This window comes from Roseateles sp. GW823-FHT07B05, from assembly GCF_058794515.1.
Genome location: NZ_JBXAGX010000005.1, coordinates 91,436 through 114,745 on the forward strand (window position 1 = coordinate 91,436; position 23,310 = coordinate 114,745).

Annotated in this window: 21 protein-coding genes; 11 read left to right on the forward strand and 10 right to left on the reverse strand. The window is 68.8% G+C overall.

Annotated elements, in window-relative coordinates:
* Positions 1–15 precede the first annotated feature (15 nt).
* Positions 16–498 carry an Lrp/AsnC family transcriptional regulator gene (locus AC1Q7O_RS12820; RefSeq protein WP_492661334.1) on the reverse strand — a complete coding sequence of 161 codons (483 nt, stop codon included), beginning with the start codon at positions 496–498 and terminating at the stop codon, positions 16–18.
* 215 nt (positions 499–713) lie between these two features.
* On the opposite strand from AC1Q7O_RS12820, the gene AC1Q7O_RS12825 reads away from it, so the two are divergent.
* The 3 genes from AC1Q7O_RS12825 to AC1Q7O_RS12835 all read left to right on the forward strand — a co-directional run bounded on the left by AC1Q7O_RS12825 (position 714) and on the right by AC1Q7O_RS12835 (position 6,117).
* Positions 714–4,259 (forward strand): indolepyruvate ferredoxin oxidoreductase family protein, encoded by a 3,546-nt coding sequence (locus tag AC1Q7O_RS12825; protein ID WP_492661333.1) that lies wholly within the window; start codon positions 714–716, stop codon positions 4,257–4,259.
* A 67-nt stretch (positions 4,260–4,326) separates the two neighbouring features.
* A complete protein-coding gene (locus tag AC1Q7O_RS12830; RefSeq protein WP_492661332.1) occupies positions 4,327–5,127 on the forward strand; it encodes a substrate-binding periplasmic protein in 801 nt (266 codons plus the stop codon).
* A gap of 78 nt (positions 5,128–5,205) precedes the next feature.
* Positions 5,206–6,117 carry a DMT family transporter gene (locus AC1Q7O_RS12835; protein WP_492661331.1) on the forward strand — a complete coding sequence of 304 codons (912 nt, stop codon included), beginning with the start codon at positions 5,206–5,208 and terminating at the stop codon, positions 6,115–6,117.
* A 150-nt stretch (positions 6,118–6,267) separates the two neighbouring features.
* On the opposite strand, the gene AC1Q7O_RS12840 is transcribed toward AC1Q7O_RS12835, so the two are convergent.
* The 3 genes from AC1Q7O_RS12840 to AC1Q7O_RS12850 form a co-directional block, all read right to left on the reverse strand.
* On the reverse strand, positions 6,268–8,163 hold the full coding sequence (locus AC1Q7O_RS12840; RefSeq protein WP_492661330.1) for a TRAP transporter large permease: 1,896 nt from the start codon (positions 8,161–8,163) through the stop codon (positions 6,268–6,270).
* Positions 8,156–8,821, reverse strand: a complete 666-nt coding sequence (locus AC1Q7O_RS12845; protein ID WP_492661329.1) for a TRAP transporter small permease subunit — start codon at positions 8,819–8,821, stop codon at positions 8,156–8,158. Before AC1Q7O_RS12845 ends, AC1Q7O_RS12840 begins: the two co-directional genes overlap by 8 nt.
* A 63-nt stretch (positions 8,822–8,884) precedes the next feature.
* Positions 8,885–9,994, reverse strand: coding sequence for a TRAP transporter substrate-binding protein (locus tag AC1Q7O_RS12850; RefSeq protein WP_492661328.1), 1,110 nt, complete (start codon positions 9,992–9,994; stop codon positions 8,885–8,887).
* A gap of 224 nt (positions 9,995–10,218) precedes the next feature.
* On the opposite strand from AC1Q7O_RS12850, the gene AC1Q7O_RS12855 reads away from it, so the two are divergent.
* The 6 genes from AC1Q7O_RS12855 to AC1Q7O_RS12880 all read left to right on the forward strand — a co-directional run bounded on the left by AC1Q7O_RS12855 (position 10,219) and on the right by AC1Q7O_RS12880 (position 14,833).
* Positions 10,219–10,755, forward strand: a complete 537-nt coding sequence (locus AC1Q7O_RS12855; protein WP_492661407.1) for a cytochrome b — start codon at positions 10,219–10,221, stop codon at positions 10,753–10,755.
* A 13-nt stretch (positions 10,756–10,768) separates the two neighbouring features.
* Positions 10,769–11,302 (forward strand): YceI family protein, encoded by a 534-nt coding sequence (locus tag AC1Q7O_RS12860; protein ID WP_492661327.1) that lies wholly within the window; start codon positions 10,769–10,771, stop codon positions 11,300–11,302.
* A gap of 35 nt (positions 11,303–11,337) precedes the next feature.
* Positions 11,338–11,907, forward strand: a complete 570-nt coding sequence (locus AC1Q7O_RS12865; RefSeq protein ID WP_492661326.1) for a YceI family protein — start codon at positions 11,338–11,340, stop codon at positions 11,905–11,907.
* A gap of 214 nt (positions 11,908–12,121) precedes the next feature.
* The gene (locus AC1Q7O_RS12870) at positions 12,122–13,582 is read left to right on the forward strand and encodes a sensor histidine kinase (RefSeq protein WP_492661325.1); all 1,461 of its coding nucleotides are present in this window, start codon (positions 12,122–12,124) and stop codon (positions 13,580–13,582) included.
* A complete protein-coding gene (locus AC1Q7O_RS12875) occupies positions 13,579–13,989 on the forward strand; it encodes a hypothetical protein (RefSeq protein WP_492661324.1) in 411 nt (136 codons plus the stop codon). The genes AC1Q7O_RS12870 and AC1Q7O_RS12875 overlap by 4 nt, the downstream gene beginning before the upstream one ends.
* A 19-nt stretch (positions 13,990–14,008) precedes the next feature.
* On the forward strand, positions 14,009–14,833 hold the full coding sequence (locus AC1Q7O_RS12880) for a LytR/AlgR family response regulator transcription factor (protein WP_492661323.1): 825 nt from the start codon (positions 14,009–14,011) through the stop codon (positions 14,831–14,833).
* Here the strand turns inward: AC1Q7O_RS12880 and AC1Q7O_RS12885 are convergent.
* Positions 14,820–15,722: a LysR family transcriptional regulator gene (locus tag AC1Q7O_RS12885; protein WP_492661322.1), complete on the reverse strand. Its 903-nt coding sequence runs from the start codon at positions 15,720–15,722 to the stop codon at positions 14,820–14,822. The genes AC1Q7O_RS12880 and AC1Q7O_RS12885 overlap by 14 nt on opposite strands.
* Positions 15,723–15,811: 89 nt before the next feature.
* Between AC1Q7O_RS12885 and AC1Q7O_RS12890 the strand changes: the two genes are divergently transcribed.
* Both AC1Q7O_RS12890 and AC1Q7O_RS12895 read left to right on the forward strand, forming a co-directional pair.
* On the forward strand, positions 15,812–16,813 hold the full coding sequence (locus AC1Q7O_RS12890; protein WP_492661321.1) for a bile acid:sodium symporter family protein: 1,002 nt from the start codon (positions 15,812–15,814) through the stop codon (positions 16,811–16,813).
* A gap of 46 nt (positions 16,814–16,859) precedes the next feature.
* Positions 16,860–17,927, forward strand: coding sequence for a calcium:cation antiporter (locus tag AC1Q7O_RS12895; protein WP_492661320.1), 1,068 nt, complete (start codon positions 16,860–16,862; stop codon positions 17,925–17,927).
* 173 nt (positions 17,928–18,100) lie between these two features.
* Here AC1Q7O_RS12895 and AC1Q7O_RS12900 read toward each other — a convergent pair whose 3' ends face one another.
* Genes AC1Q7O_RS12900 through AC1Q7O_RS12920 form a run of 5 tightly spaced genes read right to left on the reverse strand, consistent with a single transcriptional unit; the run spans position 18,101 to position 23,174 of the window.
* Positions 18,101–18,535 (reverse strand): hypothetical protein, encoded by a 435-nt coding sequence (locus AC1Q7O_RS12900; RefSeq protein WP_492661319.1) that lies wholly within the window; start codon positions 18,533–18,535, stop codon positions 18,101–18,103.
* A gap of 28 nt (positions 18,536–18,563) precedes the next feature.
* Positions 18,564–19,766: a toxic anion resistance protein gene (locus AC1Q7O_RS12905; protein WP_492661318.1), complete on the reverse strand. Its 1,203-nt coding sequence runs from the start codon at positions 19,764–19,766 to the stop codon at positions 18,564–18,566.
* On the reverse strand, positions 19,763–20,413 hold the full coding sequence (locus tag AC1Q7O_RS12910; protein WP_492661317.1) for a hypothetical protein: 651 nt from the start codon (positions 20,411–20,413) through the stop codon (positions 19,763–19,765). Before AC1Q7O_RS12910 ends, AC1Q7O_RS12905 begins: the two co-directional genes overlap by 4 nt.
* A complete protein-coding gene (locus AC1Q7O_RS12915) occupies positions 20,410–22,053 on the reverse strand; it encodes a substrate-binding and vWA domain-containing protein (protein ID WP_492661316.1) in 1,644 nt (547 codons plus the stop codon). Before AC1Q7O_RS12915 ends, AC1Q7O_RS12910 begins: the two co-directional genes overlap by 4 nt.
* Positions 22,050–23,174: a hypothetical protein gene (locus AC1Q7O_RS12920; RefSeq protein ID WP_492661315.1), complete on the reverse strand. Its 1,125-nt coding sequence runs from the start codon at positions 23,172–23,174 to the stop codon at positions 22,050–22,052. Before AC1Q7O_RS12920 ends, AC1Q7O_RS12915 begins: the two co-directional genes overlap by 4 nt.
* Positions 23,175–23,310: the final 136 nt, after the last annotated feature.

Consider the following 23,310-nt stretch of genomic DNA (forward strand, 5'->3'; position numbering starts at 1 on the left):
CGCCCCAGGCTGTCGTCAGCCCGCCAGATGCGCCAGCGGCAGCGCGCCGCCGGCCTTCACCTCGCCCAGCGAGAAGCTGGTGTGGATGTCCTTCACGTTGGGCAGCTTCAGCAGCGTGTTGATGGAGAAGCGCGAGAAGGCGTCCAGGTCCGTCGCCATGACCTGCAGCTCGAAGGTGCCGGCGCCCGAGATGTAGTGGCAGGCGATGACCTCGGGCAGGCGGCGGATCTCGTCCTCCAGCGCCTTGGTGGCCGTGGCGGCGCTGCGCTCGGTGTCCACGCGCACGAACGCCAGCACGCCCAGGCCGATCTTGCGGCGGTCCAGCTCGGCGCGGTAGCCGGTGATGTAGCCCTGCTCCTCCAGCCACTTCACGCGCCGCCACGTGGGCGCCGCCGACAGGCCCACACGCTGGGCCAGCTCGGCGTTGGACTGGCGGGCGTCGCGCTGCAGCTCGGCCAGGATGGCGATGTGGTACCGGTCGAGCGCGTCGGAACTCATGGTTTGCCCTTGTCGGCGTGTTTTCGATATGGATTGAACGAATTTTCTCAGAATGAGCAAGGATGTTGCTGAAGAGGTCGCTGGCGGGCGCAAATTGGAAAGCAACCGGCGCCCCCCTTTCCCTACACTGACCGGTCCGGCCATACTGGCCAGAGACCCGCTCGATCGCCTCACAAGGGCCTGCCGCACGGGTCGCCACTCAGGAGCCCCACCCGATGAACGCCCCGCTGCCCGATCACATCCTGCGCGCCCTGCAGACCGTCACCCTCGACGACAAATACGCGCTCGATTCAGGCCGCGCCTTCATGAGCGGCGTGCAGGCCCTGGTGCGCCTGCCCATGCTGCAGCGCACGCGCGACGCGATGGCCGGGCTGAACACCGCCGGCTTCATCAGCGGCTACCGCGGCTCGCCACTGGGCACGTATGACCAGGCGCTGTGGCAGGCCAAGAAGCACCTGGCCAAGCAGAACATCGTGTTCCAGCCGGGTGTCAACGAGGAACTGGGCGCCACGGCCGTCTGGGGCACGCAGCAGCTCGATCTCTTCCCCGAGAAGGCCAAGTTCGACGGCGTGTTCGGCCTCTGGTACGGCAAGGGCCCGGGCGTGGACCGCTGCATCGACGTCTTCAAGCACGCCAACATGGCCGGCACGTCCAAGCACGGCGGCGTCATCGCCATCGCGGGTGACGACCACATCGCCAAGAGTTCGACCGCCGCCCACCAGAGCGACCACGTCTTCAAGGCCGTCGGCTTCCCGACCTTCTTCCCGAGCAGCGTGCAGGACATCCTGGACATGGGCCTGCATGCGTTCGCGATGAGCCGCTTCTCCGGCCTGTGGGCGGGCATGAAGACCATCCAGGAGATCGTCGAATCGTCGGCCTCCGTCAGCGTGGACCCCGACCGCGTCAACATCATCCTGCCCGAGGACTTCGTCGTCCCGCCGGGCGGCCTGCACATCCGCTGGCCCGACCCACCGCTGGAGCAGGAAGCGCGGATGATGAACTTCAAGTGGTACGCCGCGCTGGCCTACATCCGCGCCAACCGCCTGAACTACAACGTCATCGAGGGGCCGAACGACCGCTTCGGCCTCATCACCAGCGGCAAGGCCTTCAACGACACCCGCCAGGCGCTGCACGACCTGGGCCTGGACGACGACACCTGCCGCCGCATCGGCATCCGGCTGCACAAGGTCAACGTGGTGTGGCCGCTCGAAGCCCAGGTGGCGCGCGAGTTCGCCAAGGGCCTGCAGGAGATCCTCGTCGTCGAGGAGAAGCGCCAGATCATCGAGTACCAGGTCAAGGAAGAGCTCTACAACTGGCGCTCGGACGTGCGGCCCAACGTGCTCGGCAAGTTCGACGCCGGTGATGGCGGCGAGGGCGGCGAATGGAGCGTGCCCAACCCCAGCGACCACTGGTTGCTGCGCCCGCAGGCGGACCTGACGCCGGCCATCATTGCCCGCGCCATCACCAAGCGGCTGAAGAAGCTGGGCGTGGACAGCGACATCGTCGCCCGCCTGGATGCGCGCATGGCGGTCATCGACGCCAAGGAAGCATCCCTCAAGGCCGAGGAAAAGACCGCCGGCGGCGCCGACCGCACGCCGTGGTTCTGCTCGGGCTGCCCGCACAACACCAGCACGCGCGTGCCCGAGGGCTCGCGCGCCGTGGGCGGCATCGGCTGCCACTACATGGTGACGTGGATGCCCGGCCGCAACACGGCCACGTTCACGCAGATGGGCGGCGAGGGCGTGCCCTGGGTGGGCCAGGCGCCGTTCACGAACGAGAAGCACATCTTCAGCAACCTGGGTGACGGCACCTACTTCCACAGCGGCAGCCTGGCCATCCGCCAGAGCATCGCCGCGGGTGTGAACATCACCTACAAGATCCTCTACAACGACGCCGTCGCCATGACCGGCGGCCAGCAGGTCGGCGAGCGCCCCGAGGGCCACACGGTCCTGCAGATCATGAACAGCGTGATCTCGGAGGGCGTGAAGAAGCTGGTCATCGTCACCGACGACCCGGCCAAGTACGAAGGCGTGGCGCTGGCGCCCGGCGTGACCGTGCACCACCGCGACGAGCTGGACGACATCCAGCGCCAGTTCCGCGAGATCGAAGGCGTCACGGCCATCATCTACGACCAGACCTGCGCCACCGAGAAGCGCCGCCGCCGCAAGCGCGGCAAGATGGTGGACCCGGCCAAGCGCGTCGTCATCAACGAGCTGGTCTGCGAAGGCTGCGGTGACTGCTCGGTGCAGTCCAACTGCCTGTCCATCGAGCCGCTGGAGACCGACTTCGGCCGCAAGCGCCAGATCAACCAGAACACCTGCAACAAGGACTACTCCTGCGTGAAGGGCTTCTGCCCCAGCTTCGTCACCGTCGAGGGCGGCGAGCTGAAGAAGCCCAAGAAGGAAGGCCGCAAGAGCCCGTTCGACACGGCACTGGGCGTGCTGCCGCTGCCGGTCATCCCGAACGCGGAAGAAGCCTGGGGCATCGTCGTTGCCGGCGTGGGCGGCACGGGTGTCATCACCATCGGCCAGCTGCTGGGCATGGCCGCGCACCTGGAAGGCAAGGGCGTCATCACGCAGGACGCCGCCGGTCTGGCCCAGAAGGGCGGCGCGACCTGGAGCCACATCCAGATCGCCAACTCACCCGAGGCCATCCACTGCACCAAGGTCGGCACCGCCGAGGCGCGCCTGGTCATCGCCTGCGACGCCATCGTGGCCGCCAACAAGGCGACGCTGGCCGTCATGCGCGAAGGCCGCACCTTTGTCGCGCTGAACACACACGGCTCGCCGACGGCGACGCTCGTGAACGACGCCAATTGGAGCTTCCCCGGCGCCGCCTGCGAGCAGGCCGTGGCCAGCGCCGTGGGTGCCAGCCACTTCGGCTCGTTCGATGCCGAGGAAGTGGCCGTCAAGCTGGTGGGCGACTCGCTCTATACCAACCCGCTGATGCTGGGCTACGCGTGGCAGCAGGGCCGCATCCCGCTGAGCTATGACGCGCTGATGCGCGCCATCGAGTTGAACGGTGTGCAGGTCGACAACAACAAGGCCGCGTTCGAATGGGGCCGCCGCTGCGCGCACGACCTGAAGGCCGTGCAGGCGCTGTACGCCGCGCAGGCCGTCATCCAGCTCGTCAAGCGCCAGAGCCTGGACGAGATCGTCGCCAAGCGCGTGGACTTCCTGACCGGCTACCAGAACGCCGCCTACGCGGCCGAGTACAAGGCCTTCGTCGACAAGGTGCGTGCCGCCGAGGCCAAGCTGGGAGCCAAGACGACGCTGACCGAGGCCGTGGCCCGCTACCTGTTCAAGCTGATGGCCTACAAGGACGAGTACGAGGTGGCGCGCCTGCACACCGACGCGGCGTTCACGGCCAAGGTCGTCGGCATGTTCGAAGGCGACTACAAATTGGTGCACCACCTCGCGCCGCCGCTGCTGGCGAAGAAGAACAGCAAGGGCGAGCTCGTGAAGCAGCCGTTCGGCGGCTGGGTGCGCCCGGCCTTCGGTCTGCTGGCGAAGATGAAGGGCCTGCGTGGCACGGCGCTGGACGCGTTCGGCTACACCGAGGAGCGCCGCATGGAGCGCCGTTGGATCGCCGACTACCGCGCCGGCATCGACAAGGCGCTGGCCGGCTTGAGCGCCGAGTCGTTGCCCACCGCCGTGGAGCTGGCGCGCGTGCCGGAGGAGATCCGCGGCTACGGCCACGTGAAGGCCCGCCACGAGCACGCGGCGCGTGCCAGGTGGCAGGCCTTACTGGCCCGCTGCTGACCTCGCGTCTGGCCCTGATCAGGCCCTAGGATGGGCGCTCCGCAGGACTGCCGTTCGGGGAGCGTGCATGGGCCGAGTCCGTTGGTCGAGCTTGCTGGGCCTGCCGCTATTGCTGGTGGCCGGTGTGGCGCTGGCGCAGCCGGTGCTGCGGGCCTGTGCCCACCCGGCCGCCCAGCCCATGAGCTGGGAGTACCGGGGCGAGATGCATGGCGTCTGCGTCGAGATGGCGCGGCGCGCCTTCGCCGCGGCGGGCTGGGTGCTGCGCACGGAGGCCGTCGGCCCGTGGTCGCGCTGCCAGGCGATGGTGGAGCAAGGGCAGGTCGACGTCATCGTCTGCGCGTTCGACAACCCGCGCCGCCGCCAGTACGCGGTGGCCATGGAGCCCGCGCTGGCCCGCAACGAGGGCGCGCTGTTCGTGCGCCGTGACAGCGCGCTGAAGTTCGAGGGCTGGAACGACCTCGCCGGCCTGCGCGTCGGCGTGGGCCACGGCGTCAGCCTGGGTGCAGAGGTGGACCAGCAGCTCGCCCGCCATGCGTCGGTAGACAACGCGCTCACCGAGGAGCTGAACATGCGCAAGCTGCTGCTGGGCCGGCTGGACGCCGTGGCGACGGCGCGCGAGGCCGGCGAGCAGCTGCTGCAGGCGCTGGGTTGCAACGCGCAGGTGCGCGTGCTTCCGCGCGGGCTGGGCGAGGCGCCGCTGTACCTGCACATGTCGCGGCGCTCGCCGGCGCTGGAGGCCCTGCCGAAGGCCGCCAGCTACCTGCTGCGGCCGGACTACCCGGCCGAGCTGCAGCGCCTGCAGCGCCAGCAGGCCGAGCTGTTCCATCGCCAGAGCCCGCCACGGGTGCTGCCGGAGTGCCAGCGTTGACGGAGCGGGCGCCCGGGCAAGCCTGACTTCACGAGGTGTGAGCTGCGGCAGGAAGCGGCCGCCCTAGACTGCCTCGCCATGCAACCCCCTCACACGGCGCCGGCGGCCCGCCTCGTGCGGCAGCAAGGCCTGGGCCTGCTGCTGGCGGTGCTGGGCGCCATTGGCTTCTCGGGCAAGGCCATCATCGTCAAGCTGGCGTACCGGCACGGTGTCGATGCCGTCACGCTGCTGATGTGGCGCATGCTGCTGGCGCTGCCGTTCTTCCTCGCGATGGCCTGGTGGGCCGGCCGGGGCAAGCCGGCGCTGACCCGGCAGGACTGGCGCGACATCGCCGTGTTGGGCTTCACCGGCTACTACCTGGCCAGCTACCTGGACTTCGCCGGCCTGGCCTACATCTCGGCCAGCCTGGAGCGGCTCATCCTGTATCTCAACCCGACGCTGGTGCTGCTGCTGTCGGTGATCTTCTTCCACCACAAGCTGCAGGCACGCCAGGTGCTGGCGCTGGCGATCAGCTACGCCGGCGTGGTGGCGGTGTTCGCGCACGAGCTCAGCTTCGAAGGCCGCAACACCGCCATCGGCGCCGCGCTGGTGTTCGGCAGCGCCGTCAGCTATGCGGTCTACCTGGCGCTGTCCGGCAAGGTCGTGCAGCGGCTCGGCTCCATGCGCCTGGCGGGCCTGGCCAGCAGCGTGGCCTGCGTGCTGTGCATCGCGCAGTTCGCCGTGCTGCGGCCGCTGTCGGCCTTCGTCGTTCCGGAGCCGGTGATGTGGCTGTCGCTGCTGAACGCGACGGCCTGCACGGTGGCGCCGGTGCTGATGGTGATGCTGGCCATCGCCCGCATCGGCGCACCGCTGTCGTCGCAGGTGGGCATGGTGGGGCCCATGAGCACCATCCTGATGGGCGTCTTCCTGCTCGACGAGCCGATGAATGCGTGGATCCTGCTGGGCACGGCGCTGGTGATGTCCGGCGTGTTCCTCGTCAGTCGCCGTTAGCGGTCTTCGGGCCGAGCGCCGGGCCGCTCCCGAGCCGGCCCGTCAGGCGATGTGCTCGCGGCTCGACGCCGCGGGCATCGCCGTCCCCTCGTGGGACCGCCCAGCCTCACGCGCGTTCAGCGCGGGCGAGGCTGGGCGATGGGCCAACAGTCACCGGCCGTACAGGTAGCCCGGCAGCCACAGCGTCAGTGAAGGCCACAGGTACATGAACACCATGCACAGGATGACGATGAGCATGTAGGGCATCATGCCCGCGAAGATCTGATTCAGCGTCACGTGCGGGGGGCTCACGCCCTTCAGGTAGAAGGCCGACATCGCCACCGGCGGGCTCAGGAACGCGGCCTGCAGGTTCACGAACACCAGCACGCCCCACAGCAGCGGGTCGATCTGGAAGTGCGCCAGCAGCGGCAGGAAGATGGGCACGAAGATGACGATGATCTCGGTCCATTCCAGCGGCCAGCCCAGCACGAAGATGATGGCCTGCGACAGCAGCATGAACTGCAGCGGCGTCAGGTCCATCGACAGCACCCAGCGCTCCACCAGCGCCTGTCCGCCCAGGATGGCAAACACGGCCGAGAACAGCGCCGAGCCGACGAACAGCCAGCAGACCATGGACGTGGTCTTGGCCGTCAGGAAGACGGCCTCGCGCGTCTTCTTGAAGCTCAGCGTGCCGGCCTGCCAGGCCATCAGGAAGGCACCGGCCGCGCCGACAGCGGCCGACTCGGTGGCCGTCGTGATGCCGAACAGAATGACGCCCAGCACCACCAGCGTCAGGATGCCCAGCGGCATCACGGACGACACCAGCATCGTCAGGATCTCGTACTGCTCGGCGTCGAAGCGCCAGTAGTACCAGGCCAGCAGCAGCGCCGTCAGCACGCAGACGACGGCGAAGCCGGTGTAGAAGTTCTGCGGCACGGCCTCGGCGTGCGGGGCCTCGCCGCTGGAGCCGCCCATGCGCTGCAGGCCTTCGTCGGCGGGGGCACCGGGCTCCTTCAGCGCGCCGGGGGGCTCGCTGAGGCCGCCGCTGGCGCCAGGCGGTTCGGACAGCCCGCCGCTCGCGCCAGGAGGTTCGGCCAGACCGCTGCTGCTGGAACCGGGCGGCTCGGCCAGGCCGCCGCTGGACGCCGGCGGCGCCGACAGCTCGGTCGGCGCCGGCGCGCTGGCCTCGGTTTTCTGCGTGTAGATGGTGACGTACCACCACGTCGTGCCCAGGCACACCAGCGCCAGCCACACCGGCACCAGCGCGCGCAGCAGGTTCAGCACCAGGCGCGGCCAGCTCATCGCCGCGGCGGCGGGCGCGGCAACGGCCTTCACCAGAGCCCACAGCAGCCGCGGCGAGTAGTGCGACGCCAGCCGCGCCACGGCCGGCGAGATGGGCGCGCGCTGCTGCTCCGGCGGCAGCTGCGGCGCGACCTTGGGGTCCAGCAGCGCCCAGCCGATCACGTAGACGAGGTACAGGAAGGCCAGGAAGAAGCCCGGGAACATCGCCGCCGCGTAGAGCTTGACGACCGACTGCCCCGCCACGGCCGCATAGACGATGATCATCACGGACGGCGGGATCAGGATGCCCAGCGTGCCGCCGGCCGTGATGACGCCCGCGGCCAGCCGCGTGTCGTAGCCGGCCTTCAGCATCGGTCGCATCGCGATGACGCCCATCAGCACGACGACTGCGCCGACCAGCCCGCTGGCGATGCCCCAGAAGGTGCAGATCACCAGCGTCGTGACGGCCAGCGAGCCCGGCAGGCGCCGGAACGCGAGCTGCACGCTGTGGAACATGCGGTCCACCAGCGCGCCGCGTTCCATGATGTAGCCCATCAGCACGAACAGCGGGATCGACAGCAGCGTGTCGTTGTTCATCGCGCCGTAGGCGCGCTGCACCATCAGGTCGAAGATTCGGTTGTCCAGCCACGGCTGGCCGGGGTCGTAGAAGGCGACGAAGCCGAACATCATGCCCAGGCCCATCAGCGTGAACGCCGTCGGGAAGCCCAGCAGGATGACGACGACGATCAGCGACAGCATCAGCATGCCGAGGGCGGGGTTACTCATGCTGTGCACCTCCGCTGCTGCGCTGGCGCGCCACCTCGTCGATGTCCTTCGTGCGGGCGATGGCCTCGCGGGCCGCGTCAGCGTCCACATGCAGGCTGGCCGCCAACTGCTGCTCGACGACGTCGATCTCCTCGGCGTCCCTGAGCCGCGGCGTCCATTCGCCGGTGCGCAGGCAGACGACGCAGCGCAGCATCTCCGCCAGGCCCTGCAGCATGACCAGCGCGCCGGCGATGGGGATGATGGCCTTGAACGGGTAGACCGGCAGCGGCGTCGCGTTGAACGTCGTCTCGCGGATGCGCAGCGAGTCGCCGAAGTAGGTCCAGCCGCTCCACGTCAGCGCGCCGATGCCGGGCAGGAAGAACAGCAGGTAGAGCGCGAGATCCAGTGCGGCCTGCGTGCGCGGCTGAAGGCGGCCGTACAGGAAGTCGCCGCGCACATGGCCGTCGTGCGCCAGCGCGTAGGCGCCGCCCATCATGAACAGCGTGCCGTACAGCATGTTGCTGGCGTCGAACACCCAGGCCGTGGGCATGTTCAGCGCGTAGCGCTTGAACACCTCAGCCACCACCAGCAGCATCAGCGCGACGATCAGCCACGCGAACGCCTTGCCGACCCACGTGCTGATGCCGTCGGCCGTGTGCAGAATTTTCTGAATGCCCATGAGCCTTCCTGGCCGCAGTGAGGGCACCCCGCCGCGGCGGGCGGGGCGGACGGCAGGGAAGGATCAGCCTCTTTTGAAGTAATGGTTCCAGGCCATCTTGAAGTCGACGAGATAGTCGTTCTGCCACTGGCCGGCGCGCTGCGCGAAGGCGCGCTGGCTGTCCAGCACCTTCTTGAACAGCGGGTTCTCGGCGGACTTCTTCGCGATGACCTTGTCCCACGACTCCAGCTGGTTGCGCAGGATGGCGTCAGGCGTCTTGTAGAAGGCCACGCCGGCCTTCTTCATCTCGGCGTAGTCCTTGGAGTTGCGGTCGATGGCCTTCCAGCTCATGTCGGCGCTGGACGCCTGCACCGCGTAGTCGATGATCTTCTTCAGCTCGTTGGGCAGCGCGTTGTACTTGGCCTTGTTGAACAGGATCTCGAACTGCTCGGTGCTTTGGTGGAAGCTCTGCAGCATGCAGTTCTTGGCCACGTCGGGGAAGCCGAGGATGCGGTCGCTGGTGGCGTTGTTGAACTCGGCCGCGTCGATGAGGCCGCGGTCCAGCGCCGCGACGATCTCGCCGCCCGGCAGCGGGTTCACGGCCGCGCCCTGCTCGGTGTAGAGGTCCACCGCCAGGCCCACGGTGCGGAACTTGACGCCCTTCATCTGCTCCAGGTTGGCCACCGGCTTCTTGAACCAGCCGTAGGGCTGCGTCGGCATGGGGCCGTACAGGAACGACACCACGTCCATGCCCGTGGCCTTGTAGATCTCCTCCAGCAGCGCCTCGCCGCCGCCGTAGTTGTGCCAGGACAGCAGCATGTTCGGGTCCATGCCGAAGCCCGGGCCCGAGCCCCACAGCGCCAGCGCCGAGTTCTTGCCGTAGTGGTAGGCCACCACGCCGTGGCCGCCGTCCAGCGTGCCCTTGTTGACGGCTTCCAGCAGCTGGAAGGCCGGCACCACGCTGCCGGCCGGCAGCACCTCGATCTTGAGCCGGCCCCCCGCCATGTCGTTGACCTTCTTGGCGAAGTCCAGCGCGTACTCGTGGAAGATGTCTTTCGCGGGCCAGGTCGACTGGAAGCGCAGGCTGGTCGTCTGTGCCGTCGAGATCATCGGTGCCGCGAGCGCGCCGGCGCCGACGGTGGTGGCTGCGGCGCGCTTCATGAAGCGGCGGCGCGCGGTGGGTTTCTGGGTCATGGGCTGTCTCCAAATGGATGTGTTTTGACTGCGCCTCGAACAGAACCTGCGGCCTGGGCGCCCGGCCGCCGTGCCCGACTGTCTGGCCGCGGCCCGGCGGGGCGCAACTGGGTCAAACCCACGGCCCGCGCCCGGCGAGCGCGCAACCTTCAAAATCGCTGAACAATGGCGTCAAGGCGCATGAACCTCCCGCCTCCCTGCGAGGAACACACTGCCAACCCATGATGACCCCTGCCACCCGCTACACCCCTGTCGCCATCGTGCTGCACTGGCTGATGGCCCTGGCCATCGTCGGCGCCTTCGGCGTGGGCCTCTACATGAGCGACCTGCCGTTCTCGCTGACGCGGGTCAAGCTCTACAACTGGCACAAGTGGGCCGGCGTCACCATCCTGGCGCTGGCCGCGCTGCGGCTGCTGTGGCGCCTCACGCATCGCCCGCCGGCCGACCCGCCGATGTCCGCCTGGCAGGCCCGTGCCGCCCATGCCGTGCACTGGCTGCTGTACGCCGCGTTCTTCGCCGTGCCGCTGACCGGCTGGGCCATGAGCTCGGCCAAGGGCTTCCCCATCGTCTGGTTCGGCGTGCTGCCGCTGCCCGACTTCGTGCCCAAGGACCATGACCTGGGCGAGCTGCTGGAAGAAGTGCACGGCGCGCTGGCCTGGGGCCTGGCCGCGCTGGTGCTGGCCCACCTGGGCGGCGCGCTCAAACACCATTTCATCGACCGCGACGGTCTGCTGGCCCGCATGTCGCTGCGCCGCCCCTGAACAGGAACACCCCATGACCAAGCTTCTCTCCGCCCTGCTGTTGGCCGCCTCGCTGCTGCCGGCCCAGGCCGCCACGCTGCAGGCCGACAAGAGCGACCTCAGCTTCACGTTCAAGCAGATGGGCGTGTCCAGCGACGGCAAGTTCAAGAAGTTCGACGCCCAGCTGGACTTCGACCCCAAGAAGCCCGAGGCCGGCAAGATCGCCTTCACGGTGGACCTGGGCAGCGTATCGCTGGGCGACGCCAGCTTCGACGCCGAACTGGCCAAGGTGCCCTGGTTCGACACCAAGCGCAACGGCAAGGCCACGTTCGTGTCCACCGCCATCAAGCCCACCGGTCCGGCCAAGTACGACGTGGCCGGCAAGCTGACCATCAAGGGTGCCGTGCGCGACGTCGTCGTGCCCATCACGCTGACGGGCGGCGTGGCGCAAGGGGCCGTGCCCATCAAGCGCCTGGACTTCAAGATCGGCGACGGTGAATGGGCCGACACCTCGGTCGTCGCCAACGACGTCGTCGTCAAGTTCAAGCTGTCGTTCGCCGGCCTGTAACCCTTTTCCTTCCCCCACCCCCGGAGATCCCTGCAATGAAGAAAGCCCTGCTGCTCGCCGCCCTGTTCGCCGCCATTGGTACCGCCCAGGCCCAGAGCGCCACCTACGCCATCGACCCGACCCACACCGCGGTCACGTTCGAGGCCAAGCACTTCGGCACCAGCACGCTGCGCGGCCGCTGGGACAAGAAGGAAGGCACCGTCACGCTGGACAAGGCCGCCAAGACCGGCAAGGTCGAGTTCACCATCGACATGGCCTCCATCTCCACCGGCACCGGCCCGTTCGACGGCCACCTGAAGAGCAAGGACTTCTTCGCCGTGGAGGAGTTCCCCACCGCCAAGTTCGTCGGCGACAAGTTCACGTTCAACGGCGACAAGGTCGCCAGCGTCACCGGCGAACTGACGCTGCGCGGCGTGACCAAGCCCGTCACGCTGACGGCCACCGGCTTCGGCTGCTACGACAACCCGCGCCTGAAGCGCGAGGTCTGCGGCGGCGACTTCGAGACCACCATCCAGCGCAGCCAGTGGGGCATCACCTACGCGATGCCGGTTGTCACGCCGGACGCCATCCGCCTGCTGGTGCAGGTCGAGGCGATCAAGCAGTAAGCGCTGCCGCCCCCAAGGAAAAGCCCGCCCTCCGGCGGGCTTTTTGCCGTCTGTCCGTGACGGATTCACGGCGGCTTCACGGGCCTGTCACGCCGGGCCTGACGGCCTGTCGCGCACCCATGCAGTTCGTCATCCCCGCGAGCCGGCGCGTCGTGCCGGCACCACGCGCCCCGAACCCGCTGCGTACAGTGGCACCAACGACGACAAAGCGGCCATGACTCCCTCCTTCACCCCCAGCCCCCAGCAGAAGCTCTGGTTCGAGCGCTGGCAGCGCTTTTCCGCCAGCGTGGTGCGCTACTTCCACCTCTACGCCGGCTGGCTGGTGGGCATCAGCTGGAAGCGCTTCGTGCTGCTGGCGCTGGCGCTGCTGATCGGCGTCAACGTGATGAAGAACCTGCCGCCGTTCACGTGGCGCATCAGCCAGGAGTTCGAGGAGCAGGACGTCGGCGCCGCCCAGCGCCGCCAGGCCAAGGCCGAGGCCGACGCCAAGAAGGCCGCCGAACGCGCCCGCAAGGCCGCCGAGAAGGACATGGGCCGCAACCAGCCCGTCGACACCGGCCTGAAGTACGAGATCAAGATCGACGAGCGCGGCGTGCGGCTGCAGCCGGTGCGCCCGGCGGCCTCTGCCGCCAGCGACGCCCGCGACGAGAGCGGCGAGCCCATCGCCCCGGCTGATGCGGCCGCGTCGGCGCCGTCCATCTCGCTGGACTTCCCCAAGAGCACCCGCCCCGAGGACATCCGCGCCGCCGTCGAGCAGGCCAAGGAGCAGCTGGGCCAGCTGCGCGAGCAGGCGCAGGAGGTCAAGGAGGCCCAGGAGGCCGCCGCCGAGGCCCAGGCCGCGCTGAAGGAGGCCATCGAGGAGACCAAGGACGCCCAGAGCCACCGGCGCGTCACCGTCGTGCGCCTGGGCGACTCGCTGGTGGACTTCGCCATCCTGTGGATCCTGGCCTCGGCCGTCATCAAGGCCATGTACAAGGGCCGCATCCAGGCCGAGGTCAAGGCTGCGCAGGCCACCGAGAACGCCGAGGCCGAGGCGCTGAAGCGCCAGGTCGTCGAGGCCCGCATGGCCGCCATGCAGGCGCAGGTCGAGCCGCACTTCCTGTTCAACACGCTGGCCAGCATCGACCACCTCATCGAGGTCGACCCGCCCACCGCCAGCAAGATGCAGAAGAACCTCATCGCGCTGCTGCGGGCCTCCATGCCCACCATGCGCGAGGCCAACGCCAGCGGCGCCGTGCGCGACCTGGGCCGCGAGCTGGCCGTCATCCGGCCCTACCTCGAGATCCTGAAGATGCGCATGGAAGAGCGCCTGCAGACCGAGATCGACGTGCCCGAGGGCCTGATGTCCGCCGAGTTCCCGCCCATGATGATCCAGGGCCTCGTCGAGAACGCCATCAAGCACGGCCTGGAGCCCAAGGCCGAGGGCGGCCTGCTGAAGGTCAAGGCCGAGATCCTGCACGGCAAGCTCGCCGTCACGGTCGCCGACACCGGCCTCGGCTTCGGCCGCGCCGCCACCAGCGGCACCGGCGTGGGCCTGGCCAACATCCGCGAACGCCTGCAGCTGCTGCACGGCAGCAAGGCCAGCGTCACCGTCACCGAGAACCAACCCTCGGGCACCGTGGTCACCATCACCGTGCCTTACCGCAGCCGCAACGACGAAGGAGTCGCAGCATGAAGACCTTGTTCAAGATCCTGTTCATCGGCAGTGCGCTGATGGTCCTGCTGGCCATGATCGGCGGCTTCGCGCTGCTGAACCACCACGGCCCCGACATGCACATCGTGCTGGACGACGGCGAGTTCTTCCTCGGCAACGGCCTGGGCGACTGGCTGGGCGCGTCGCTGGGCCTGTTCATCGCCGGCATCGTGTGCCTGTTCGTCGTGCCGCTGGTGCTGCTGCTGGGCGTGGCGCTGCCGCTGCTCATCGTTGGCGGTGTCGTGGCGGTCATCCTCGCCGCGCTGCTGGGCGCCGGTGCCGTGCTGGGCTCGCCGCTGATCCTGCTGGGCCTGCTGCTGTTCGTCGTGCTGCGCAACCGCAGCCGCGCCAACGCAGCCGCCGCCGCAACGCGCACCGAACCCGTTTGAGCCAGTAGCATCGCCGGCCATGAGCAACACATCCATCCGCGCCGTTCTGGCCGACGACGAACGACTGATGCGCGAGCAACTGCGCGCCCGGCTCACCGAGGTCTGGCCCGAGCTGGACATCGTGGCCGAAGGCAAGAACGGGCTGGAGGCCGTCGAGCTGGTGAAGGAACACCGGCCCGACCTCGTGTTCCTGGACATCCGCATGCCCGGCCTCACCGGCGTGGAGGCCGCCCGCCAGATCGCGCAGCTGCCCGACGATGACGACTGGCTGGTGCCCGAGATCGTCTTCATCACCGCCTACGACCAGTACGCGGTGGAGGCGTTCGAGCAGGGTGTGGCCGACTACGTGCTGAAGCCCGCCGAGCGCGAGCGCCTGCAGCTGACCGTGGCGCGCATCAAGAAGCGCCTGGCCCAGCGCGACGCGCCGTCCCCCGACTTCAGCGACAGCGCGCCGGTGCCGCTGCAGCAGCTGCTGCACAAGCTGTCCGCCGGCATGGGCCCGGCCGCCGCGAAGCCGCAGTACCTGCAGTGGATCCAGGCCACCGTGGGCCAGGCCATCCAGATGATCCCGGTGGAGGACGTGCTGTTCTTCATCAGCGACGAGAAGTACACCCGTGTGCAGACCGCCAAGGTCGAGGCGCTGATCCGCAAGCCCATCAAGGAGCTGGTGGACGAGCTGGACCCGCAGCTGTTCTGGCAGATTCATCGCTCCACGCTCGTCAACGCGCGCGCCATCGACGGCATCACGCGAGACTTCCGCGGCCGCCAGCTGGTGGGCGTGAAGGGCCTGACCGAGAAACTCGAAGTCAGCCGCAGCTACACGCACCTGTTCAAGGGGATGTAGCCAGACGCGCGACGAGGTCCCACAGCCGCTGTGCGGCCGGGGACAGCGAGCGCTGCCGGCGCCGCGCCAGCACCACCTGCCGGCTCAGCGCGGCCTCCAGCGGCACCGCGCGCAGTGCCTTCGCGTCCGGCAGCGGCAGCGACAGTGCCGGCAGCACCGATACGCCCAGCCCCGCCTGCACCATCCGGAACGCCGTGGCCGGGTGGCCCACATCGATGGCCACCTGCGGCGTGACGCCGGCGCGCGCGAACGCGCGGTCGATCAGCGGGCGGCTGCCGGAGCTGTGGTCCAGCAGCACCAGCGGCTGGCCGGCCAGGTCGGCCAGCTTCAGCTCCTTCTTCGCGGCCAGTGCGTGGCCAGCAGGGCAGACCAGCACGAAGCGCTCGTTCACCAGCGGCTGCTGCTCGATCAGCGGGTCGGCCTCGTCCATGCCGACGAGCACGGCGAAGTCCACCGCGCCGCTGCGCACGCCCTCGATGGCGAGCTGCTGGGCCTGATCGCTCAAGCGCACCTGCAGCTCCGGGTAGCGCTGGCGCGCGGCGGCCAGCACCTGCGGCATCAGCCCGCCGGAGATCGTCGGCGCGCTGGCCACGTGGACGATGCCGCGCGCCGCCGCGCCCAGGCCGCGCGCTTCGTCGAGCACGCCGTCCAGCTCGCCCAGCACGCGCTTCAGCGGCGCGACGAGCGACTGGCCGGCCGCCGTCAGCACCACCTCGCGCGTCGTGCGGTCCAGCAGCTTCACGCCCAGCTCCGCCTCCAGGCTGCGCACGGCCTGGCTGACGGCCGGCTGCGACAGGCCGATGTCGTCGCCCGCCCGCGCGAAGCCGCCGTGCTCGGCAACGGCCAGCAGCACGCGCAACTGGCGCAGCGTGACGTGAGGGGCGGGCATAGTGCCTCGGCGATTGATTGGCTGGATGGATTAAATCATCCGATCTATCCATTTCACAGAAGGGGCCGGCTTCGCTCCAATCCGCAGCCATGAAACGTCCCGGCTGGCTCCCCGACAACCTCGTCCTGCTGCTCATCGCCGTGGTCGTGCTGGCCACGCTGCTGCCGGTGCACGGCCGCGGCGTCGCGGTGCTGGACGTGCTGACGCAGGCGGCCGTCGCGCTGCTGTTCTTCCTGCAGGGCAGCAAGCTGTCGCGCCGCGCGGTGTGGGAAGGGCTGCTGCACTGGCGGCTGCATGCCCTCGTGTTCGCGGCCACCTTCGTGCTGTTCCCGCTGCTGGGCCTGGCGCTGCGGCCGTGGCTGGAGCCGCTGGTGGGGCCGACGCTGTACCTGGGCGTGCTGTTCATCTGCGCGCTGCCATCCACCGTGCAGTCGTCCATCGCCTTCACGTCGCTGGCGCGCGGCAATGTGGCCGCGGCGATGTGCAGCGCGTCCACGTCCAACATCCTCGGCATGGCGTTGACGCCGCTGTTGATGGCGGCACTCGGCCACTGGGTCGGCGCGCAGGCCGGCTCGGGCGCGGCGCAGCTGTCGTGGCACACGTTCGAGGGCATCGTCACCACGCTGCTGCTGCCCTTCGTCGCCGGCCAGGCGCTGCAGCGCTGGACGGGCCCGTGGGTCGCCGCGCACAAGGCCTGGGTGCGCGTCAGCGACCAGAGCACCATCCTGCTGGTCGTCTACGGCGCCTTCAGCGCGGCCACGGTGCAGGGGCTCTACCAGCACCTGCCGCCGGCCACGCTGGCGGCGCTGCTGGGCATCTGCGCGCTGCTGCTGGCCATCGTCATGCCGCTGCTGACGTGGCTGAGCCGGGCTCTGGGCTTCTCCCGCGAGGACGAGATCGCCATCGTCTTCTGCGGCTCGAAGAAGACGCTGGCCAGCGGCGTGCCGATGGCGCAGATCCTGTTCGCCGGCCAGGCCGTGGGCCTGCTGGTGTTGCCGTTGATGATCTTTCACCAGCTGCAGCTGATGGTCTGCGCGTCGATCGCGCGGCGGTATGCGCGGGAGGCGCACGGGGTGGCCCAGTTGGGTTGAGCCCGCAGGCACCGACGGCGTTCACGCCGGCCCTAGACTCGCAGCCATGTCGATGCTCACGCTTGCCGCCCCGCTGGGGGCGATGACCCTGCTGGGCGCTGCCCTCGTGCTGCCGCCTGGCAACGGGCTGGCCCTGCTGTGCGCCTTGGGGCTGGTGGCGGCCGTGCTGTCGGCGGTGCACCATGCCGAGGTCATCGCCCACCGGCTGGGCGAGCCCTTCGGCACGCTGGTGCTGGCGCTGGCCGTCACGGTGATCGAGGTGGCGCTGATCCTGTCGATGATGCTGGCCGGCGGGCCCGACAAGGCCACGCTGCCGCGCGACACCATCTTCTCCACGCTGATGATCATCTGCAACGGCGTCGTCGGCCTGTGCGTGCTGATCGGCGGGCTGCGGCACCGGGAGCAGGTGTTCCGCGTCGAAGGCGCCAGCGTCAGCCTCGCCACCTTGATGGCGCTGTCGGCGCTGACGCTGGTGCTGCCGGGCTTCACCACCAGCACGCTGACGCCCACCTACTCGCCGTCGCAGCTGGCCTTCGCGGCCTCGATGGCGCTGCTGCTGTGGGTGCTGTTCATCTTCGTGCAGACGGTGCGCCACCGCGACTACTTCCTGCCCGCCGCCGCGGCCAGCAGCGAGGACACCCATGCCGAGCCGCCGAGCGCGGGCCAGACCTGGCTGAGCGTGGGCCTGCTGCTGGTGGCGCTGGTGTCGGTGGTGGGCCTGGCCAAGGTGCTGTCACCGCGCATCGAGGGCGTGCTGGCGGATGCGGGGGCGCCGCCTGCCGTGCTGGGCATCGCCATTGCGATGCTGGTGCTGCTGCCCGAGACGCTGGCGGCCGTGCTCGCCGCGCGCGCCAACCGGCTGCAGACCAGCCTCAACCTGGCCTACGGGTCGGCGCTGGCCAGCATCGGCCTGACCATCCCGGCCGTGGCCGCCGCGTCGCTGGTGTTCGACCTGCCGCTGGTGCTGGGCGCCGACCCCAAGGAACTGGTGCTGATGCTGCTGACCTTCCTCGTCTCGACGCTGACGCTGGGCCTGGGTCGCACGCACGCCATGCAGGGGGCGGTCCACCTCGTCATCTTCGCGGCCTTCCTGTTCCTGGCGCTCGTGCCCTGAGGTTGACGCAGGTCGCCGGGCAGGCCTGACGCATCGTGAGTTGGGGTGAGCTTGCGAACCCCGAAGTCTCTCGCGCTGGACTCGTCGGGTTCACATGAGCGCGATGAGCGGGCGAATCAAAGGTCGCGGGATGGATTTGTTGGGGATCACGGCGTTCACCCCAACCTGCCGCACTAGGTGAACTTGAGCGCCTCCCAGCGCTGCTTTGCGGTGCGGCAATCGGGGCAATAGAAGATTTCGCGGTGAGTTGGCGGCTCATGCCAGCACGGACCTAAGAACACTTCGTTGGCGTAAGGAAAGGACGCTTCCATCGCCTCGATATGCGATCCGGTCAGCTGAAACGTGCCGTACACAACGGGAACGACTTGGCGTTCAAGCTCCGATGTGTGCACGTGGCACTGCCTAAACAGTCCAGCGATGGTTTCGAAGTCCGTAATCTGCCTGCCAAGTCGCGTTTGGACTTGATCCCACAGAGATTCTTGCCAATAGAAAAGCCGCTTCTTTGATTGGCAGCGGCCATTCAGCTCTGCAAGAAACCTCTTGTATCCGGCTGGCCCGGCAACGTCGAGGAGTGCTTGGCGGGCAATACTTGGCTCGGGAAAGCTCATCAGCGACCTCCAAAGCGTGGCTTGATCTCTACAGTCTCACCGGCCCCGCCACACCCCCACCCGCCACCGCCTCTCGCGCCTGCTGCTGCCGCGTCCGGTCCACATAGCTGTCGGCCCGCTGCAGCTGTGCCTCGATGAGCTTGTTGTTGGCGCCCATCGTCGCAATCGCCTTCGAGCGGAAGTTGTCCATCGCGTCCATGGCCTGGAAGGTCTGGTCGAACATGGACTGGATCTGCTCGATGCCCAGCATGGGGTTGGACGCGAACTCGGCGGTCTGGTCGACGTGCTGGTTCAGCGCCTGGCCGGTCTGGTTGATGAGGTTGCCGATGGTCGCGTTGACGCCTTGCAGCATCTTCATGACCTCGATCTGGTTGCCCGTCGCGCGCGCCACCGTCTGCGCCACGGCCAGCGCGCTCATGCCGGTGGTGGCGACGCGGTCGCAGCCGATCATCATTTCGCGGCCGGTCTTCTTCAGCACGTCCAGCGCCAGGTAGCCATTCACGCAGACGGCCTGCTGGGTCTGGATGTCGGCGAGGTTCTGGCGGGCGTAGAACAGCACCTCCTGCTCCAGCGCCTTGGCGCGCAAATGGTCCGTCGGCTTGAGCTGGTCGACGCGCTCGGCCAGCCGCGTGTCCAGTGTGCGGGCGAAGCGCGCGGCGGCGGCGAGGGACTGCATCGCGTCCCACAGCTTGGTGCGCGTGGCCTCGATGTCGATGACGTCCTTCTGGATGCCGTCCTTGGCCGCGTAGAGCTGCGTCATGCTGGTCTGCAGCTGGCTGGCGGCGCTCTCGAACTTGCGGAAGTAGGCCTCCAGCTTGTTGCCGAACGGGATCAGCCCCAGCAGCTTGCGCGGCTGCAGCAGGTCGCCGTCCTTGCCGGGGTTCAGCTCGTCCAGCTGCGCGCGGATGGCGTTGATGGCCTGGTAGGCCGGCGTGTCCGTCGCGCCGACGAAGTTGCGCTGCATCAGGCTGCCCTGCATCAGGCTGGCGGCGAGGCTGATCTCCTGGCGGCCGAGCTGGAAGGCGCTGTCGAGCTTGGCCTTGAACGGCTCGCTGTGCAGGTCTTCCTTCTCCAGCGCGTCGATGAAGCGGCGCACCTGCTCGTCCACCTGCGTGGCGAGTTCGGGCTTCAGCGGCACGGCCTCGACGGCCTGCAGCGCCTCGACCGGGGTGATGACCTCCGGCGGCGTCAGCGTGAAGGCGGGTTGGGTGGTCGTCGTGGTGTCGCTCATGGTTGCTTGGCTCCGAACTTCTGTTTGAGGAATTCGCTGTGGCGCAGGAAGGCCTGGGCGTCCTGCCCGGCCAGGTCGTCGCCCAGCTGCTCGACCTTGGCCTCCAGCTCCGTCAGCACGCCCTCGAAGGTGGCCTGCGCCGTCATGCCGTTGCTGAGCAGCTTCTTCGTCGCGAACTGCGGCGGGATGCTGAGGTAGGTGTTCAGCGCATCGGGCAGGTAGCTGATGGCGATGTGGCGCGCGTGGAAGCTCTCCTGCAGCGGCAACTGGCCCTGGCTGCGCTCCCACTGGTCCAGCAGGCCTTCGAGCTTGGCGCACAGGTGCTGGATGCGCGTGGCCAGCGGGCCCGGGATGCGGTTGCCGGGGTTGTGCTCGGTGAGGCGGCGCACGCCGGACAGCGCCCGGCCCATCGCCTCGCGGGCGTCGCCCTCGTCCTTGAACTGCAGCGCCTCCCACTCGGCTTCCTTGAAGCTGGGCCAGCCCCACCACAGCGCGCCGACGACGAGGCCGCCCGCGTAGCCCAGCACAGCCACGCCGAGGCCCAGGCCGCCCAGCAAGCCCAGCGCCTTCAGCACCAGCACGCCGGTGGCGGCAAGCAGGCCGCACCAGTTGGCCGGTGCGTTGAGCCATCGAAACAGGGCGCTCATTGGTAAGACCGGATGTCCTTGAACACCGCGTACAGCGGCGTCTTGCGCGCATCGAACACGCGGCCGCCGGTGATGCCCACGAGCTGCTTCAGGTCGCCTTCGGCCGCGTCGCCGTACAGCACCATGAAAACGGGGATGCCGCGCACGTCCTCCGGCAGCTGCTCGTAGGCCTGCTTGAAGGCCTCCAGGTTGCGGCCCACCGTGTTCTTGCCGTCGGTGAAGGCGACCACCGAGTACTGGTAGTCCGGGTGGAGCTTGCGCTGCTCCAGCATGTGGTTGAGCGCGGCCAGCACCGAGTCGTACAGCGCCGTGCCGCCGTTCATGCGCAGCGCGTCGGCGGCGTCGCGCACGCGTTGCAGCTCGGCCTTCTTGGCGTCGGTGTCGGCCTGCGGCGCCACGCCCTTGGCGACGCGCGTGCCGGCCGGGATCTCGAACAGCACCGGCTCGCGCGGCCGGTCGCTGAACGGCAGGAACCACAGCTTCTCGCGGTTGGTGAGCTTGGCGACGCGGCCGGTCAGCGACACGTCGGCGCCGGCCAGGTAGTGGATGGCCTCCACCAGCTGCTCGCGCCGCTGGCCCTGCATGCTGCCGCTGGTGTCCAGCACGAAGGTGCTCGCGATGGGCTTGCGGAACTCGTTCAGGTAGGCGTCGATGAGGCCGTCGGCCAGCTGCCGGTCGGGCGAGAACGGCAGCTCCACCTGCACGCCGCGCGCGGGCAGGATGTCGGCCACCTGGGCCGCCAGCTCGGCCTTCATCGGCCGGCGCAGCGTCTGGCGCGCCAGCCACAGCTGGGCGGCGTCGCCCTTCAGGTACTCGACGACCTTCAGGTAGTCGGCGCGCCTGGCGTCGTTCAGCAGCATGAACGGGTAGTCCGCCGTGGACACGCCCTCGAACGGGTAGATCAGGTGCAGCTTCTCGCGCAGCTTGCCGCTGGCGTTCAGGCTGAGCAGCCAGCTCTCGTAGTTGATGAAGGCGTTGGCGCGCGTGCCCTGTTGCCTGGCGAACTGCTCGGCGAGGTACGTGGAGTTGTCGCCCACGATCTTGTAGCCGGTCAGGAAGTCGGCAATGGCCTGGCGGTCCACGTCGGCGGCCGTCAGCGCCTCGCCCTTGCCGCCCGCGGCCGCCACGACGCCCAGCAGCGCCATGAAGCCCTGGTTGCTCGTCGCCGGGTTGCTGAGCGCGTAGCGCAGCTCGCCGCGCTTGGCGGCCCTGGTGATGTCGGCCCAGGTGAGCCGCGCGTCGGGCTTGTTCCAGCCGAAGCGTGCCGCGTCGCTCTCGCTGACGCCCACGGCAATGGGTGACAGCATGATCTTTTCCTGCAGCTTCACGCGGCCCTGGCCGGCGGCGTCGCTGAGCAGGTACTTGGCATTGGCGAACCAGGCGGCGTCGGCGGTCGAGCCGCTCAGCACCTCCTGCGTGCTCTCCATCGTGCCGCCGAAGCGGAACTTCACGGACACACCGGTGGCCGCCTCGATCTGTGCGGCCAGCGGCTCGATGTCCTTCAGGTCGCTGGTGGCCAGCACCTGCAGCGTCGCCTTAGTCGCGGCGGGCGGGGTCTGCGCGGGGGCGGGGTCGTCGCGCTTGCCGCAGGCGGTCAGTGCCGCGGCGGCCAGCAGGACGAGGGCGAGGCGTCGCATCATTGATTCATCTCCCGGCTGACGGTGTCGATCATGTCGAACATCAGGTCGAACCCCGGCGGGTCCACCACCTGGCGCAGCTGCGTGTCCACGGCCAGGCCGGCCTGCTTGGCGGTGGCGGCGAAGGCGGCCGGGTCGCCGGTGCGGAAACCCTGCTCCAGCGCGATGGCCTGCAGCGCCTTGTCGGTTGCCAGCAGCTCGGCCAGCTTCTTGCCGCGCTCGGTCATCGCCACGACAACCAGCTTGTTGACGATGGTGGGCTGCGGGTACAGCAGCACCATCTCGGGCCGCAGCCCGCCGCCGGCCTTCTGCGCCTGCGCCAGCATCTGGTTCTCGTAGATGAAGGCCAGCGGCGTCTTGCCCATGCCGATGGCGAGGTAGTCGTCGAACGCACCGTTGACGTAGTTCTCCTGGAAGCCCTGGCGCTTGAACAGCTCCGCCAGCTTCAGCGCCAGCGCCTGGCCCTGCGCGCGGTCGCTGACGACCTCGCCGTTCAGCGCCTGCGACGTCAGCGCCAGGTACATGGCCGCCGAGTTGCTGCGGCGGATGTCCGTCGTCGAGACCAGCACGCTGCGCGACACGGCGTAGTCGCCGCTGTCCTTCAGGTCGCGCCAGCGCTTCTTGGCCAGCATCGCCTCGGTGAGCTTCTCCATGTCCAGGCCGTAGACCTTGGGCGCGATGGGCCGGGCCATCTGGTTGGCGACGAGGATCTTGGCCACCGGCTCCCACGACGCGACGACCAGCGGCGTGTGGAAGGGCGAGCTCTGCGTGGCCGGCTTGTTGGCCTTGCGCGCCGCGTCCAGGATCATGTTGGCGGCGACGACGCCGCTGGCCAGGAAGAAGTCCGGCGCCTCGTCCAGTTTGCCCGCCATGTCGCGGCTGCCCACGCGCACTGCCTGCACCGGCAGGCGCTGGCCGGCCAGCAGCCGGGTGACGCGCTCGTCCTTGAAGAACGGCTCCACGTCCACGGCGATCAGGCCCTTCAGCGGCGCGGTCTGCGCGATGACGGTCTGCTCGTGCTCGAGCGCCTGGGTCTGCTGGTTGCTGCGCAGCGCCCAGAACAGCGCGCTGCCGAACACAGCCAGCACGACCAGCGTGCCGGCGATGCGCTTGGGGTTGTTCATCTGGCTTTTCTCGCCTCCTGCCATGTCGACAGGTGCGGAGTGTGCCGCCTCCCGGGGCACAGCCAAAAGTCAGGCGACGTCAGGAATCACCTGAGGCGCCGCCTGAGCGTCCCTCATGCGGGACGCGCTTGCCAGG